This is a genomic window from Chelatococcus sp. YT9 (assembly GCF_018398315.1).
GTDB lineage: Bacteria > Pseudomonadota > Alphaproteobacteria > Rhizobiales > Beijerinckiaceae > Chelatococcus.
Genome location: NZ_JAHBRW010000001.1, coordinates 2,654,226 through 2,670,924, shown reverse-complemented (window position 1 = coordinate 2,670,924; position 16,699 = coordinate 2,654,226). Strand labels below are relative to the sequence as shown.

Sequence of the window (16,699 nt, the reverse complement as noted above, 5' to 3'; positions counted from 1 at the left end):
TCAATTCGCCCTCGGGGTCGCGGTCCGCGGTGGCAATGACAGAATATACTCGGCCATCGCCTCCCGGTCCTCGGGGGGCAGCTGCGAGGTCCCGGCGACCACGGCGGCCATGCTGCCGCCGACCGAATCGAAGGTGGGTGTGAAGCCGGTCGTTAAAAGTTCGACCAGTTCCTCCTTCGACCATTTGCCGATGCCAGTCGCCTCATCTGGTGTGATGTTGGGGATATACCCGCGCCCTTCGGGATTGGGGCCGCCAGCGAAGCGGCGATCCGGGATGATGCCACCGAGCGCGTCACGGGGGCTGTGGCATTCGGCACAGTGAGCGACGCCTTCCACGAGATAGGCCCCGCGGTTCCAGGAGGCGCTACGGGCCTGATCAGGCTTGAACACCTCCCCGTCGAGATAAAGAATTTTCCAAAGGCCGATGCCGCGCCTGATTGCGAACGGGAACTTGAGATCGTGGCTCGGAGCACTCCCTTGCACAGCAGGGAGGGTCTTGATGAAAGCGAAGAGATCGCGCAGATCACGCGCCGTCATCCGCTGAAACGAGGCGTAGGGAAACGCCGGATAGAGATGCTGGCCATTCGGCCCCTCCCCGGCGTGCATCGCGCGCGCAAACTGCTCGACCGTCCAGTTGCCGATGCCGTCGCGGGTGTTGGGGGAGATATTGGGTACATGAAACGTGCCGAAATCGGACGTCAGCGCGAGTCCGCCGCCGAGCCGCAACTTGTCGTCCTGCCCCGGCGTCGCATGGCAGCCCATGCAGTCTCCTGCCATGAAAAGGGCGCGGCCATTCTCCAGGTTTGGCGCATCCGTCGGGATCGGGCCTATATCTTGAGACTGCCAGCGAGGACTCGTCAGCACCCAGAAGCCGGCCGCACCGATGATCGCAAGCAGGATCAAACCGCTCAGAAGCCGCTTCATGGGTAATCCCCAATAGGTCCGATGCTCGGGAGATTAGCCCCCGAGCTCGTCCACAGTCGAGATGGGCTACCGCCCCCGGCTCGCGTTCCCGCAGCCAGCAAACATGGGCGGCGTTCACACGTCAGTTCTGCTTGACGCGGAAGCTCTCATGGCAAGCGCCACAGCTGCGCCCTATCGCCGAAAACGCGACCTTGAAGGTCTCGAGGTCCTTCGTTTCGGCCAAACCCTTCCGGGCCTCGTCGCCGAACTTGGCCAGGGCGGCGTCAAAGCCGGCACGGTCTTCCCAGATCTTCGGCGAGGCCGCAGTCTTGCCCGTCTTCGAGCTCTCAGGGAACAACTTGCCGAAATTGTCAGCCGTGTGGATATAGGTGTTGAAGACTTGCTGGGCCTTCGCAAGATCGAAGGGTTCTTGTCCGCGGACCATGCCGGCGCCGATGCGCGAGGCTTGTCCGTTGTCTTTCATCTCCTGCTGCCGCTCGGCAATCGGATCAGTCTGAGCAATCCCGGCAGTCACCCCGAGCACCAGACCCACAGCAACCAAAGCACTTCGAATCATGAGCTTTTCCCGCGAGATACGGACCACGGCTCATGATTAACATCGAATTGGACGTATTCTAATGACGACCTTGTGAAAACCACTCACAACCCCAAGGTGCGGCATTTAAGCCGCAGCAGCGTCCGTCTGCGCCAGGGCGGCATACACCCGATCAGGTGTCGCGGGCATATCAATATGCATGATGCCCGCCGCGCGGTGTAGCGCATCTACGACCGCGTTGATGACCGCCGGGCAGGCGCCGATCGCCCCTGCTTCACCGGCGCCTTTCATGCCGAGCGCGTTTGTGGTCGACGGCACGTTTCGCGTCGTGAAGGAAAACGACGGGATGAGATCGGCACGCGGCACGCCATAGTCCATCAGCGACGCGGTGACGAGCTGGCCGTCCGCATCGAACACCGTGCGTTCAAGCAGTGCCTGCCCAATCCCCTGCGCCGCGCCACCATGGACTTGTCCAGCAAGAAGCAGAGGGTTCATGGCTCGGCCGAAGTCATCGACGACCGTATAGCGCTGGATGGAGACAACCCCGGTGTCGGGATCGATTTCCACCTCGCAGATATGGCTGCCGTTGGGATAGGTCGGCTCGGGCGGCGTCCACGCCTCGGCGGAGGTCACGGCGGCGGACGTTGCGGCGGGAAGCGCCGCAACTTCACTCAACGTCATCGCGCGATCCGTGCCGGCGATATGGATACGCCCATCTTCGATCTCGAGATCGGCGACGCCCGCCTCCAGCGCTTCAGCAGCCAGCCGCTTGAGCTTGTCGGCGAGATCGCCGCTGGCGCGAGCGAGTGCCGCGCCACCTACCGGAATTGAGCGCGAACCGCCCGTGCCGCTGCCCGTGGCGATGGCGTCGGTGTCGCCCTGAAGCACAGAAACCTGATCGAGGGGCACATCAAAATGTTCCGACACGATCTGCGCATAGGCGGTCGCGTGGCCCTGCCCATTCGATTGCGTGCCGATCGTCACCTTGAACGAACCATCCTTCTCAAGGCTCACGGTGGACGATTCGGCACCACCGCCTGAACAAGCCTCGATATAGGTCGCAAGTCCTATACCGCGCAGGAGCCCGGCGCGCCGGGACGCCTTGACCCTGTCCTTGAAGCCGGCCCAGTCGGCGTTCTCCATCGCCTGGCGCATATGCCCCTCGAACTCACCCGTGTCGTAGAGACGCCCCGTCTGGGTCCGATGCGGCATGGCCGACGGCTTGATGAAGTTGAGCGCCCTGATCTTGTCGGGCGTCGAGCCGATGCTGCGCGCGATATGATCGACGAGTCGCTCGATCATGTAGGCCGCTTCGGGCCGGCCTGCGCCCCGATAGGCATCGACCGGCGTGGTATTGGTGTAGACACCGCGCACGCGACCGAAGAAAGCCGGGATGTCGTAACATCCCGGCGACATGCGGACACCCTCGGTTGGAATATAGGGCGCATACTGGGAAAGATAGGCGCCGATATCGGCGCGAAGGTCGACCCTGAGGGCGAGGAAGCGCCCCTTCTTGTCGAGCGCCATCTCGGCCCGCGTGGCGTTCGCGCGGCCATGGGTGTCGGCGAGAAAATGCTCCCCTCGCCCAGCGACCCAGCGCACTGGTCGACCGAGCCGCTGCGCCGCCACCGCGCAGAGGGGATATTCGCGATACATGAAAATCTTCGTGCCGAAACCGCCTCCCACATCCGGCGTGATGACGCGGATGCGCGCCGGCTCAACCTTCAGCAGGTTTTGCGCAAGATTGTCGCGAATGTCATGGCTGCCCTGGCTGCCGAGAGTGATCGTCCAGCGTCCCTCCGCCGTGTCGTACTCGGCAAGGCATGCCCGTGTCTCCATATAATTGGAAACGAGCCGGTTGTTGACGATATCGAGGCTGACCACCCGGTCGGCCTTGGCGAAAATGGCATCGACCGCCGCCTCGTCCCCAATTCTGGTCTCGAACGCGACATTGCTGCCGAGCTCTGACCTCACCAGCGGTGCGCTCTCCGCCAACGAGGCGTCGATATCAACGGCAGCCGGCAGCGGCTCCCAGTCGACAGCGATCGCCTCCGCCGCTTCCTGGGCCTGCAGCTCGGTTTCGGCCACCACGAAGGCGACCGCATCGCCCACATGCAATGCCACGTCCCGCGCGAGCACGGGATAGGAGGTACGGTTGAGCGGTGAGCCGTCATGGTTCGTCACGCTCGCGAGACATTGCAGCTCGCCAAGGTCGGCAATATCGGCAGCCGTCAGGATTGCGAGCACGCCCGGCATGGCGCGTGCGGTCTCCAGATCCTCGAAGCTGAAGCGCGCATGGGCGTGGGGGCTGCGCAGAACGACGGCATGGGCTGTACCCGCCGGCAGAATATCGGACGTGTAGGTTCCCACGCCGGTAATGAAGCGGAGATCTTCCAAGCGACGGGCAGGTTGTCCAATACCGAACTTTCGTGCCGTCATCGCCTTTTCCTCCTATGGCTTCACGCGTGCGTCGACGTCGCTGGTTCCTCGGGGCCCGACTTTCTCGCCGGCCGCAACCACAAGCTGAGCGACCGCAGCACGACGTAGAAGACCGGCGTGAGGAACAAACCGAAGAATGTCACACCGGTCATGCCGAACACAACCGCCGTGCCGAGCGCCTGGCGCATTTCCGCGCCCGGCCCCTGCGCGATCGCCAGTGGAATAACGCCCAGGATAAAGGCGAACGCCGTCATCAGGATCGGCCGCAAACGAAGGCGGCAAGCCTCCACAACGGCAGCCACGGGCCCGTTGCCATGCTGCTCTGACTGCCGCGCGAACTCGACGATCAAGATCGCGTTCTTTGCCGCCAGACCGACCAGCACCACGAAACCGATCTGCGTCAGGATATTGTTGTCCATGCCGCGCAGCATCACCCCCACAAGTGCCGCCAGCACCGCGAGCGGCACGATCAGCACGATGGCGAGCGGGAGGGTCCAGCTTTCATATTGGGCGGCGAGCACCAGGAACACGAACAGCACCGCAAGCGCGAAGATGAAGATCGCGGTGTTGCCCGCCTGCTGCTCCTGGAAGGCGATATCCGTCCATTCGTAGCTGATACCGGGCGGCAGGAGTTCGCCGGCGATGCGCTCCATGGCGGCGATACCCGCGCCGGAGGACACGGCCGGCGCCGTGTCACCCTGGATCGGCACGCTCGTGTACATGTTGTAGCGCTGGATCAGGTTGGGACCAGCCACATTGCTGACTTCGACCAGGGAGCCAAGCGGAACGAGACCGCCTGAACTGTTCCGGACCTGCAGGCGTGAAATCTGGTCAGCCTCGATGCGGAAACGCGCATCGGCTTGGGCCCGAACCTGGTAAATGCGGCCGAAGGCATTGAAGTCGTTCACATAGACCGAGCCCAAGTTGACCTGAAGCGCCTCGAAGATATTGGACACCGGCACGTCGAGCATGCGCGCCTTGGTGCGGTCGATGTCGATATAAATCTGCGGAGTGTTGGCGCCGAAGGTCGTGAACACGCGGACGAGATTGGGGTCCTGGTTGGCGCGCGCGATGATGTCGCCGGCGGCGGCCAGCACCTGGCGCACACCGACGCCATTGCGATCCTCGAGCTGCATCTTGAAGCCACCCGCGTTACCGAGGCCCTGCACCGGCGGCGGCGGCACCGCGATCGTGAAGGCCTCCTGGATCGATTGCAGCCGGCCCACCAGAACACCCGCGATGCTGTTGGCGGTCTGGCCCTTTGCCAATCGCTCCTCGAACGGATCGAGCGGCGTGAACACCACGGCCGAATTCGACGACACCGTGAAGGTCGATCCATCGATGCCAGGAACACCAATCACATTGGCCACGCCCGGCACATCGAGCGCGATCTGCGTTGCCTTCTGCACGACGGCATCGGTGCGATCCAGCGATGCGCCCGGGGGCAGCTGGATGACCATAATCAGATAACCCTGATCCTGCGCCGGGATGAAGCCGGTCGGAACGATGCGGCTTGCGTGCACGGTGGCCGCGATGAGGCCGCCGTAGACGCAGAGAGCGATCACAAGCACGAGCTTATGGCCGACGATGCCCTTGACAGTGCGCGCATAGCCGTTGGACGTGCGGTCAAAGCCGCGATTGAACTTGTTGCCGAGCCACGTGCCGGCCCGAACGAGCGGATTGCGCGATCGATGGTGAGGATCGTGCGCCTTCAGGAGAAGCGCGCAGAGCGCCGGCGACAGGGTAAGCGAGTTGAACGCCGAAATGATCGTTGAGGCCGCGATCGTCAGCGCGAACTGCTGATAGAAGCGTCCGGAGATGCCCGGAATGAAGGCGGTGGGGATGAACACCGCGGAGAGCACCAGTGCGATGGCGATGAGGGCGCTGCCGACCTCGTCCATCGTGCGATGAGCCGCATCGCGCGGTGACAATCCTAGCGAAATATTACGCTCGACGTTCTCCACCACCACGATCGCGTCATCGACCACGATGCCGATCGCGAGCACGAGGCCGAATAAGGTGAGCGTGTTCAGGGAGAAGCCGAAGGCGGCCATCATCGCGAAGGTGCCGATCAGGGATACCGGGATGGCGATGATAGGAATGATGGCCGTTCGCCAGGATTGCAGGAAGACGAGCACCACAATGACGACGAGAACGACCGCCTCGAACAGCGTCTTGTAGACCTCGTTGACACTGGCCTGGATGTAATTCGTGGGGTTGTAGACGATCGCGTAGTCCATCCCCGCGGGGAAGTCCTTCTTCAACTCCTCCATCCTGGCGATGACGTCGTTCGACGCCTGCAGTGCGTTGGTGCCCGGCCGCTGGAACACGCCGATGGCGACCGTTTCCTTGCCGTTGAGATAGGAGCTGGTGGTGTAATCGCGGGCAGCCAGCTCAATGCGCGCCACGTCGGCGAGCCGGACCAGACGCCCGGCCTCTCCCGCCTTCACGATGATGTTGTTGAACTGCGAGACGTTGCTGAACCGCCCCTGTGTCTGCACCGTGAGCTGGAACGCGGCTTTGGCGTCCGCCGTCAATGGCGGAGCGCCCAACGCGCCGCCCGACACCTGGACGTTCTGCTCCTGCAGTGCCGCGACAATGTCGCCGGCAGTCAGGCCGTAGGAAGCGAGCCGATTCGGATCAAGCCATACGCGCAGCGAGTATTCGCGCGCACCGAAGACCTGGATATCGCCGACGCCGTCCAGACGCAGCAGCGAATCGCGGACCCGCATCAGAGCGTAGTTCGAGAGATAGAGCTGATCGAACGTATTATCCGGCGACTGGATATTGACGATCATGAGGAAGTCGGACGAGGCCTTGCGCGTAACCACGCCAAGCTGGCGAACTTCCTGGGGCAGGCGCGGCTCGGCAACGGCGACGCGGTTCTGCACAAGGACGTTCGCCTGGTCGAGGTCCGTGCCGATCTTGAAGGTGATCGTCAGGGTCATCGAACCGTCGGAAGCGGAATAGGAGGACATGTACAGCATGTCCTCCACGCCGTTGATCTCCTGCTCGATCGGCGTGGCGACCGTTGCCGCGACTGTCTCGGCGTTCGCGCCCGGGTAGGTTGCGCGCACCGTGATCGTCGGCGGCGCGATTTCGGGATACTGCGCGACCGGCAGGGCGACATAGGAGATATAGCCGACGATGACCAAAAGGATGGACAGGACCGACGCAAAGATCGGACGATCGACGAAGAAATGCGTGAACTTCATCGGAAAAACTTTCCCAGCGTACGATCGGCCCATCGGCCGGCCAGAAGGCCCGCCGCGCCGTTATGCCAGCCCTGTCGGGAGAGGCACGGTTTGACTGTCAATCCTGCCGCCTACCCCGCTTGCCAAGCGAGGCGACGACCTCGCTATTGTCGTTGCGGCGGCAAAGTGCTCATCTGCGGGGTGACCTTGCCGCCCGGCCGCACGCGCTGCAGGCCCACGACAACGATCGTCTCATCCCCCTTCAAACCGTCGCGGATAACCCTGTAGCCACTCGACTTCGGCCCAAGGCGCACGATGCGCGGCGAGACCGTGCCATCATCCGCCACCACCCACACAAGGCGTCGATCCTGATCGGTCGCAACCGCCTCATCCGGGATCAACACAGCTTCATACTCCGGAGAACCTGGAAACAGGACGCGACCGAACAGGCCGGGCGAGATCTTGAAATCCGGATTCTTCACGATGGCGCGCGCGCGCATGGTGCCAGTGGCCTGATCCATCCGGTTGTCCACGAAGTCGAGCGTGCCCGTGTGGCTCGGCTCACGGTCGTCAGTCAGCGCGATCTTCACCTCGACCGGACGTGTCTTCGTCATGCTGTCGTCGACGAGGTTGAACACCTTGTTGTAGGCAAGGAAGGACCGCTCATCGAGATCGAAGTAGAAATAGATGGGGTCGCGGGAAACAATTGTCGTGAGCAGCGTGGTGTTGGCCGTCACGAGATTGCCGACGCTGACGAGCTTGCGGCCGATACGCCCCGAAATCGGCGCGCGGATCTCGGTGAACTCATAATCGAGGCGCGCTTGGCGCACCGCCGCCTCGGCTCCGTCGATATCCGCCTTCGCCGTCAGGAAGTTCTGTTGGCGTTGATCCAGAAGCTGGTCGGAGATGTTCCCGGAGCGCGAAAGCGACTGCGCGCGCTCCAAATCCGCCTGGGCGAATTTCAGCCTCGCTTGTGCTGAAACCAGGGTCGCCTCAGCCTGATCCAGCGTCGCCTTGAAGGGCCGACGGTCAATGACAAAAAGAAGATCGCCCTTGTTCACATAGGCGCCGTCCTCGAAATCGACGGATTGGAGATAACCCCCCACACGGGAACGCACCTCGACCGCATCGATCGGCTCGAAACGCCCGGTGAACTCATCATAATCGATGATCTTCTTGACGAGCGGCTTCGCTACGGTGACCGGCGGCGGAGCCCCGCCGGGCTGTTGAGCCGACGCCGACATGCCGCCGGCGAGGAGGAGCGCCGCCGCGAAGATAGAACGAGCAAACATTCTGGTTTGCATGACTTCTGCCTTGTCTCGACGGTCGGTGACTCAAAGCCCAGCAAACGACACGCCCGAAAAATTTGCGTCATATACGTGCCGCACTTCAGCCAAATTACAAGTGCGTGAGCGCACATGAATACCGATTGGCGCTGCAGTGCACAATGCGAGAAACGTTACTAACATGTGCATTGGCGCGCCCTGCCCAAAGGCCGCTGTGCGCGGGAGCCGCCACACCCGAGGGCGTGCGTCATCCGTCCGGGCCGAAAGCGACGGCTCCACCCCGCGCCAGCCAATCCGCGAAACTGCCTCGATAGTGCTCACGAAGCGGATAGCCCGCCTGCTGCATCAGCGCCACGGCCTGCGCTGATCGGACACCGGCCTTGCAGGAAAAGACGATCCGGCGGCCGCTTCCCTCAGGCAGAGCCGCCGGAACAAAAGTCGACAGGGGCACCGAAATGGAGCCAGGGATATGACCTGCTTCATATTCATAGGCCTCCCGCACGTCGACCAGCAGGATCGAGCCGTCGTCAAGACCACGCCTCACCTCCTCGAACTCGAGATCGATCAACGGATTCATCCCTACCCTCATGACAATGCGCATACCGGCGCAGCAGCAAGTTGCCGCACTGCCCCCGATTTCAGAGCAAGTCTCGCGCGCCTCCACGAACGCCATATCCCGGTCTTGCAAGTCTCGCCAAATCAAAATCGGTGACGTTAACTATAAATGCGGCTAACAGGTGGGCATGATCACGAGAAAGTCTGATGAAAGCCGTTGCCAAAGCGCCTGACGTGGCGCAGATTTCCGCCCATCGGAGACGGTGGGCGGCATCATGGACAAGAGTTGGCAAACATTAGCGAAATACTTGCGCATCGGCGTGATCGCGGCTTTGGCGACGGGCTCTTTCGTAGTGGGAGCATCGGCTGAGGTCATCTACCGGCGTGGCAACGCGGGCGACCCGAAGACGCTGGACCAGCACCAGACGTCGATCGACGTCGAAGCCAACATTCTTCGCGACCTCTATGATGGCCTCCTTGCTTATGATTCCCGCGGCAAGGTGACGCCGGCCGCTGCCGAGAGCTGGACCATCTCGCCCGACGGCAAGGTCTATACGTTCAAGCTGCGCGAGAACGGCAAGTGGTCCAATGGCGATCCGGTCAAGGCATCGGACTTCGTGTTTTCCTTCCGCCGCATACTCGATCCGCAAACGGCGGCCCGATACGCGGCCCTGCATTACCCGATCAAGAACGCTCGCGCCGTCAACCGCGGTGAGTTGCCGCCCGCGGAGCTCGGCGTAAAGGCGGTCGACGACCGCACGCTCGAGATAACGCTGGAGCAGCCGACCCCCTACTTCCTGGAACTCCTCACGCACCAGACCGCGTTGCCGCTGCACCAGGCCAGCGTCGAGAAGTTCGGCAAGGACTTCGTGCGGCCGGGGAATCTCGTCTCGAATGGCGCCTTCCAGCTCACGGAGTTCGTACCGAGCGATCACATCAAGGTCGTCAAGAACCCGAACTATTTCGATGCCAAGGATGTGAAGGTCGATACCGTCATCTTCTACCCGACCGAGGACAGCGCCGCCGCGGTGCGTCGCTTCATGGCAGGCGAGCTCGATACCAACTATCAGTTCCCCATCGACCAGCTCACCTTCCTGAAGGAGAAGCTCGGCGGCCAGGTGCGGACCGCGCCCTATCTCTCCATTGAATACTACGCCACCAACTCGCAGAAGGCGCCGTTCAACGACCCGCGCGTGCGCCACGCGCTGTCGCTGGCCATCGACCGCGATTTCCTTGCCGAGAAGACCTGGGGTGGCGCGGCTGTGCCGGCCTATCGTCTCACCCCGCCCGGCTTGCAGAACTACACGCCGCCTGAGATCGCGAGCGCCGGCGAGACCCAGCTTGATCGCGAGGACAAGGCGAAGGAGCTCCTCAAGGAGGCTGGTTACGGGCCGGGTCTTAAGCCGCTCAAGGTCGAGATCCGCTACAACACCAACGACAGCAACAAGAATACGGCGACAGCGGTCGCCGATATGTGGAAATCCGTGCTCGGCGCCGAAGTCACGCTCCTGAACAGCGATATCAAGAGCCACTACGCCTACCTGCAGAACAAGGGTGATTTCGATATTGCCCGCGCCGGCTGGGTGGGCGACTACGCTGATCCGCAGAATTTCCTTTTCCTCGGCTTGTCCGACAACGCGGTCAGCAACTATTCGCGCTACACGAACCCCGAGTATGACGCGCTCCTGAAGAAAACCGACGAGACCGGCGATCAGGCTCAGCGCATGAAAATGCTCTCGGACGCGGAAGCTATGATCATGAAAGACGAGCCGGTCATCCCGCTTATCTATCGCTCATCGCTCCACCTCGTCTCGCCTAAGGTAAGCGGTTACGAGGACAACGTGCAGAACGTGCATCGCAGCCGGTACATCAGCATAGTACCTTGAGCCGGACTTTATCCCCCGCCACCGGGCGGGGGATATTCTGTTCACGGAGCGGGGGGCCATGCTCTTCTACACATTGCGACGACTGGCGAGTGCCATCCCGACGCTGTTCATCATCGTCACCGTGGCGTTCTTTCTCGTGCGCTTCGCACCGGGCGGCCCCTTTGACATGGAACAACCGGTAGCCCCTCAGGTGCTTGAGAACCTGAAGCGCGCTTACCGCCTCGACCAGCCCCTGTTCCTCCAGTATCTGGACTACCTCAGCAAGCTCGTCAGGGGCGATCTCGGCCCCAGCTACTCCGCGCTGGACTTCACGGTGGGTGAAATGCTCATGCGCGGCCTGCCCTATTCCATCTCCCTCGGCCTCGGCGCGCTGATTCTCGCGGTGCTCGGCGGCGTGAGTGCCGGCGTTCTCGCGGCCCTGCACCAGAACAGCGCCAGCGACTACTCAGTCATGACGGTCGCGACGGTGGGCGTCACCGTCCCCAATTTCGTCGTCGGGCCGCTGCTGCAACTCGTTTTCGGTCTGGCGCTCGGCCTTCTGCCGCTCGGCGGCTGGGGCGGTGGCGACCTCAGCCACCGTATTCTGCCAACGATCGCCCTTGCCCTGCCGCAGATGGCGGTCATTGCCCGACTGACGCGCGGCGCGATGATCGAAGCCCTGCGCGCCGATCATATCCGCACGCTCCGCGCCAATGGGCTTTCCAGTCGCACGGTCGTCACCCACGCGCTACGCGGAGCGCTGTTGCCCGTCATCTCCTATCTCGGCCCGGCGGCGGCAGCCCTCGTTACCGGCTCGGTTGTCATCGAGAAGATTTTCGCCATTCCGGGCGTCGGCGCCTATTTCGTGGATGGCGCCCTGAACCGCGACTACACGCTCGTCATGGGGACGGTGGTGATGCTCGCGGGCTTCGTGGTGGTCTTCAATCTCATCGTGGACCTGCTTTACGCCGCCCTTGATCCACGGGTGCGCTATGAGTGACGCCGCTCTCGCTCCCGGCGGCGCAGCGCCCCTCACGCAAGGCCGCAGCCTCGCGGCATTGGCGTTGCTGCGCCTTCGGCGTAACCGCGCTGCGGTTGTCAGTTTCATCGTCCTTGTCGCAATCACCTTGTTCTGCATCGTTGGCCCCTGGCTCTCGCCGCATGCCTACGATCAGGTTTATCGCTCCTATGTCGGCGTGCCGCCGAGCCTTGAGGCGCACCCGGCCCAGGACACGCTCGAAGACGCGATGAGAGGGGCGCTGGATCGGGCTCGCATCGGCATGCGCGACTTCTCGATCTCAGGTTCGACCTTCAGGGTCACTCTGACCTCGCCCAATCCGATCGATCCCCGCAACACGCGCTACATCGATCGCGTCGACCAGTTCCGGGACGCCAAGGTGGTGGCGACGGAGGATGGTGGCAAAAGCCTCGTCGTCGAAGGCACGGTCCAGCGCCAGCTCTTCCTGATGGGCACTGACCTCGCCGGGCGAGATCTGATGACCCGCATCATGGTCGGCGGGCGCGTATCGCTCCTGGTCGGCCTGCTCGCCACTTTCGTCAGCTTGGTGATCGGCGTCAGCTACGGCGCGGCGGCGGGCTTCTTCGGCGGGCGCATCGACATGGTCATGATGCGTATCGTCGACGTGCTCTATTCGCTGCCTTTCGTCTTCTTTGTCATTCTGCTCGTCGTCTATTTCGGGCGGGATTTCGTCCTGATCTTCGTCGCCATCGGCGCGGTCGAATGGCTCGACATGGCACGCATCACCCGCGGGCAGACGCTTGCGCTGAAGCGCCGCGAATTCGTGGAAGCCGCCCACGCGCTCGGTGTCTCGGAGCCGGCGATCCTGCGCCGGCACATCATTCCGAACCTGCTCGGGCCGGTGGTGGTGTTCATGACCCTGATGGTGCCGAAAATCATCCTGCTTGAGAGCTTCCTATCGTTCCTCGGCCTCGGCGTGCAGGCGCCGCTGACGAGCTGGGGCGTGCTGATCGCGGAAGGGGCCAACAACATCCAGAACGCGCCCTATCTGATCATTTTTCCGGCGATCTTCTTCGTATCCACGCTTTTTGCTCTGAATTTCATCGGGGATGGCCTGCGGGACGCCCTCGATCCGCGAGATCGCTGATGGTTGCGCAGCCCACACTCCCGATGCGGCGCGGCGAGGCACCGAGCCCCGCTGAAAAGAACTCAATCCTCGCGATTCGCGGCTTGCGGGTTGCCTTCGCCACCCACGACGGCGTCGTGGAGGCGGTGAAGGGTATCGACATCGACATCGGCGCTGGTGAAACGGTCGCGATCGTGGGTGAATCCGGCTCGGGCAAGAGCCAGACGATGATGGCGACCATGGGCTTGTTGGCAGCGAACGGCCAAGCTCAAGGCTCGGTCTGCTATCGCGGCGAAGAACTGCTGGGACTGACGGCCAAGGCGCTCAACCGGTATCGCGGCAAGACGATCGCGATGATCTTCCAGGAGCCGATGACCTCGCTCGATTCCCTGTTCAAGATCGAGCGGCAGCTGATCGAGCCCCTCATGGCCCACTCAGGCCTGAGTCGGAGCGCTGCCCGGGCGCGGGCCATCGAGTTGTTGGCCAAGGTCCAGATCCCGAACCCGGCCGAGCGGATCGACTCCTACCCGCATGAGCTCTCCGGCGGTCAGCGGCAGCGCGTCATGATCGCCATGGCTCTCGCCAACAAGCCGGACGTGCTCATTGCCGACGAGCCTACAACCGCGCTCGATGTAACCGTCCAGGCCCATATCCTGGAACTCCTGCGCGATCTCCAGCGCGAATTCGGCATGGCGATCGTGTTCATCACCCACGATCTGGGAATCGTCCGGCGCTTCGCGGACCGCACTTATGTCATGCGCCATGGCGCGGTGATTGAGCACGGCATCACGACCGAGCTGTTCGCGAAGCCGCGCGACGCCTATACCAAGATGCTCATCGAGGCCGAGCCGACCGGCCGCAAGGCGCCGGTCCCCTCAGACAGTCCCGTTGTCCTGTCTGCGCAGGACATGCGTGTCACGTTCCACCAAAGGCGCGGCCTGTTTGGCACGGACGTCCGCACCATCGAGGCGGTGAAGGGCATCGATCTCACTGTTCGCCGCGGCGAGACGATCGGTATCGTCGGTGAATCGGGATCGGGCAAGTCGACGCTCGGCCGCGCTATCCTCGGACTCGTGCCCGCCAAAGGAAAGGTGGGCTACGACGGCGCCGTTATCCATCCCACCGACCGCCATGCCATGCGGCCGCTGCGCCGCCACCTCCAGCTCGTCTTCCAGGACCCTTACGGCTCGCTTTCACCGCGGCTGACTGCCGGGGAGATCGTGACGGAAGGATTGATCGTGCATGAGCCAGGGCTCACGCGGGCAGAGCGCGACCGCCGCGCGGCGGAGGCCTTCGAGGAAGTCTGGCTCGACCCCGTCACCCGTCACCGGTTCCCGCACGAGTTTTCCGGCGGCCAGCGGCAGCGCATCGCCATAGCCCGCACCATGATCCTCAAGCCGACGGTCGTCGTGCTGGACGAGCCGACTTCCGCGCTTGACAGGTCTGTGCAGAAATCGATCGTCGAGCTGCTGCGGCATCTCCAGACGAAATATGGCCTTGCCTATCTGTTCATCAGTCATGATCTCGCCGTCGTGCGCGCGCTGTCGGACGAAATCCTGGTGATGAAACAGGGCGCGGTGGTAGAGCGCGGGTCCGTCGACACTATTTTCAAGGGCGCGCGTGAGAGCTACACGCGGGAATTGATAGCGGCCGCTTTTCTGGACAACCCTGACGGACGCACCTTCACGTAGAGGGTGGCATCCCAGGGAAGAGGCCGCGCGACACGCATCTTGTCGTAGTCAACCCAAACCAATCCCTATCCAACGTTCCCTTGTTGTCATGGCCGGGCTTGTCCCGGCCATCTCGATAAGGTGAGACGCCCTTCCGATCGGGATCACCGGGACAAGCCCGGTGATCCCGATGGTGATCCGTAGGGCATCCCCGGTACCGCTTGGTCCTACAGCGCGGGAATGCGCAGGACCTGGCCGGGATAGATCTTGTCGGGGTGGCTCAGCATCGGCTTATTCGCTTCGAAGATGACGGTGTATTTGGCGCCATTGGCCTTGCCATAGTTGGCCTCGGCGATCTTCCAGAGCGTATCGCCTTTCTTCACTGTGTACATGACAGCCGCAGCCGCTTCCTTCTCGACGGCGAGGCCGTTGTCGACGCTCGCGACACCGATGGTATTGCCGAGCGCAAGGATGATCTTCTCAGCCTCTTCGGTCGAAACGGTCTTGCCCTTGACAGAGACCTTATCACCGTCGACGGCGATTTCGAGACCATCGGCCTTGAGACCGTTCTTCTCGATCTCTTTCTTCAATTCCTCCGGCGTTGCGGCCTTCGCCTCGCTGGCGCCGAAGAGCTTTTCACCGGCTTCCTTGATGAAGCTGAACAGTCCCATAGTGGTTCTCCCTGCACTTTCCAGCGCGGCTTGGATGCCGCACGCCTACAATAGCGTACCTTAGCCGCACTTGTTTCATCTGTCCCATGGCAGTCGCAGCAAAGCCAAAAATACATACAGAATATGTTTTTAGAAGTCTTCCCCGCGCATCCATGGACAATGAGCCGGTGCTATCCTATCTGCATGAAGATCTCGTCGCACGCCACCGTGAGGCTGTTTGCCATGTCCTTTGTCCCTAGCGTGATCGAACTCATCGGCAACACGCCGCTGATCCGCCTCAAGCATGCGTCGGAGCTGACGGGTTGCACCATTCTCGGCAAGGCTGAATTTCTCAATCCCGGCCAGTCCGTGAAGGACCGGGCCGGGCTTTACCTGATCAAGGACGCCGTGGCGAAAGGGCAGTTGCGTCCTGGCGGGACCATCGTTGAAGGCACCGCGGGAAATACCGGCATCGGGCTTGCCGTCGTTGCGAACGCGCTTGGCTTCCGCACGGTCATCGTCATTCCCGAGACGCAATCGCAGGAGAAGAAGGACGCGCTGCGCCTGCTGGGAGCGGAGCTCATCGAAGTGCCGGCAGTGCCCTACGCCAACCCGAACAACTACGTGAAGGTCGCTGGTCGGCTGGCGGAGAAACTGGCCGCGGAGACGCCGGAAGGCGCCGTCTGGGCCAACCAGTTCGACAACGTCGCCAACCGGCAGGCGCATCTTGAGACGACCGGGCCGGAGATCTGGGCACAGACTGACGGGAAGGTCGATGGCTTCATCGCCTCTGTCGGCAGCGGCGGCACACTGGCCGGCGTGGGCCTTGCCCTGAAGGAGCGCAATCCGAAGGTCGTGGTCGCACTCGCCGACCCCATGGGCGCCGCGCTGCACAACTACTACACCCATGGCGAACTGAAGTCCGAAGGTTCCTCGATCACCGAGGGTATCGGCCAGGGCCGCATTACCAAGAACCTGGAAGGCGCGCCGGTTGACCTGTCATTCCAGATCCCGGACGCCGAGGCCTTGCCGGTCATCTTCGAGTTGCTGCAGCACGAAGGCCTGTGCCTCGGCGGCTCAACCGGCATCAATGTGGCCGGTGCGATACGCCTCGCGCGCCATCTCGGCCCCGGCCATACCATCGTGACCATGCTCTGCGACTACGGAAATCGCTACCAGTCCAAGCTTTTCAATCCCGCTTTCCTCCGTCAGAAGGGCTTGCCCACCCCTCCGTGGTTGGAAGGCACGACGACGATCAAGCCACCGCTGGAGTGAAGCCTGCGCGTTCCTCCGCATTTAGAATGCGGCTGCAACCCGGATCTTTCTGGCACGCAAAGCAGGCAAGAGAACTTTGCCCTGGATCTTGCCACCGGGGCGGCGGAATGACCATTTGACATGAAGGCCATGACGCCGTGTTCTGCCGGCCACCCGTCGGCGCGCGACGGGGTGGATTCGGTGGCGGAGGTCAGTGGACGG

12 protein-coding genes are annotated in these 16,699 nt (G+C 62.6%); 5 read left to right on the top strand and 7 right to left on the bottom strand.

What is annotated here, in order from left to right; all coding sequences use genetic code 11:
• From KIO76_RS12165 to KIO76_RS12140, 6 genes are all read right to left on the bottom strand, one after another.
• Complete coding sequence (locus KIO76_RS12165; protein WP_213323523.1) at nucleotides 1-924, bottom strand: c-type cytochrome; 924 nt, start codon at nucleotides 922-924, stop codon at nucleotides 1-3.
• Between the two features lie 121 nt (nucleotides 925-1,045).
• Nucleotides 1,046-1,480: a c-type cytochrome gene (locus KIO76_RS12160; protein ID WP_213323522.1), complete on the bottom strand. Its 435-nt coding sequence runs from the start codon at nucleotides 1,478-1,480 to the stop codon at nucleotides 1,046-1,048.
• A gap of 105 nt (nucleotides 1,481-1,585) precedes the next feature.
• Nucleotides 1,586-3,898 (bottom strand): xanthine dehydrogenase family protein molybdopterin-binding subunit, encoded by a 2,313-nt coding sequence (locus tag KIO76_RS12155; RefSeq protein ID WP_213323521.1) that lies wholly within the window; start codon nucleotides 3,896-3,898, stop codon nucleotides 1,586-1,588.
• 20 nt (nucleotides 3,899-3,918) lie between these two features.
• Nucleotides 3,919-7,113, bottom strand: a complete 3,195-nt coding sequence (locus tag KIO76_RS12150) for an efflux RND transporter permease subunit (RefSeq protein WP_213323520.1) — start codon at nucleotides 7,111-7,113, stop codon at nucleotides 3,919-3,921.
• A 143-nt stretch (nucleotides 7,114-7,256) separates the two neighbouring features.
• The gene (locus tag KIO76_RS12145) at nucleotides 7,257-8,384 is read right to left on the bottom strand and encodes an efflux RND transporter periplasmic adaptor subunit (RefSeq protein WP_249729581.1); all 1,128 of its coding nucleotides are present in this window, start codon (nucleotides 8,382-8,384) and stop codon (nucleotides 7,257-7,259) included.
• Between the two features lie 241 nt (nucleotides 8,385-8,625).
• Complete coding sequence (locus tag KIO76_RS12140; protein WP_249729580.1) at nucleotides 8,626-8,955, bottom strand: rhodanese-like domain-containing protein; 330 nt, start codon at nucleotides 8,953-8,955, stop codon at nucleotides 8,626-8,628.
• A 253-nt stretch (nucleotides 8,956-9,208) separates the two neighbouring features.
• Between KIO76_RS12140 and KIO76_RS12135 the strand changes: the two genes are divergently transcribed.
• The 4 genes from KIO76_RS12135 to KIO76_RS12120 are packed head-to-tail and all read left to right on the top strand — an operon-like array spanning nucleotide 9,209 to nucleotide 14,594.
• The gene (locus tag KIO76_RS12135; protein ID WP_213323517.1) at nucleotides 9,209-10,819 is read left to right on the top strand and encodes a peptide ABC transporter substrate-binding protein; all 1,611 of its coding nucleotides are present in this window, start codon (nucleotides 9,209-9,211) and stop codon (nucleotides 10,817-10,819) included.
• Between the two features lie 58 nt (nucleotides 10,820-10,877).
• On the top strand, nucleotides 10,878-11,798 hold the full coding sequence (locus tag KIO76_RS12130; protein WP_213323516.1) for an ABC transporter permease: 921 nt from the start codon (nucleotides 10,878-10,880) through the stop codon (nucleotides 11,796-11,798).
• Nucleotides 11,791-12,924, top strand: a complete 1,134-nt coding sequence (locus tag KIO76_RS12125; protein ID WP_213323515.1) for an ABC transporter permease — start codon at nucleotides 11,791-11,793, stop codon at nucleotides 12,922-12,924. Before KIO76_RS12130 ends, KIO76_RS12125 begins: the two co-directional genes overlap by 8 nt.
• A 23-nt stretch (nucleotides 12,925-12,947) precedes the next feature.
• Nucleotides 12,948-14,594, top strand: coding sequence for an ABC transporter ATP-binding protein (locus KIO76_RS12120; RefSeq protein ID WP_213325232.1), 1,647 nt, complete (start codon nucleotides 12,948-12,950; stop codon nucleotides 14,592-14,594).
• A gap of 206 nt (nucleotides 14,595-14,800) precedes the next feature.
• Here the strand turns inward: KIO76_RS12120 and lysM are convergent, their stop codons facing one another.
• Nucleotides 14,801-15,244, bottom strand: a complete 444-nt coding sequence (gene lysM / locus KIO76_RS12115; protein ID WP_213323514.1) for a peptidoglycan-binding protein LysM — start codon at nucleotides 15,242-15,244, stop codon at nucleotides 14,801-14,803.
• Between the two features lie 222 nt (nucleotides 15,245-15,466).
• On the opposite strand from lysM, the gene KIO76_RS12110 reads away from it, so the two are divergent.
• Nucleotides 15,467-16,498 carry a cysteine synthase A gene (locus KIO76_RS12110; RefSeq protein WP_213323513.1) on the top strand — a complete coding sequence of 344 codons (1,032 nt, stop codon included), beginning with the start codon at nucleotides 15,467-15,469 and terminating at the stop codon, nucleotides 16,496-16,498.
• The last annotated feature ends 201 nt before the right edge of the window (nucleotides 16,499-16,699 follow it).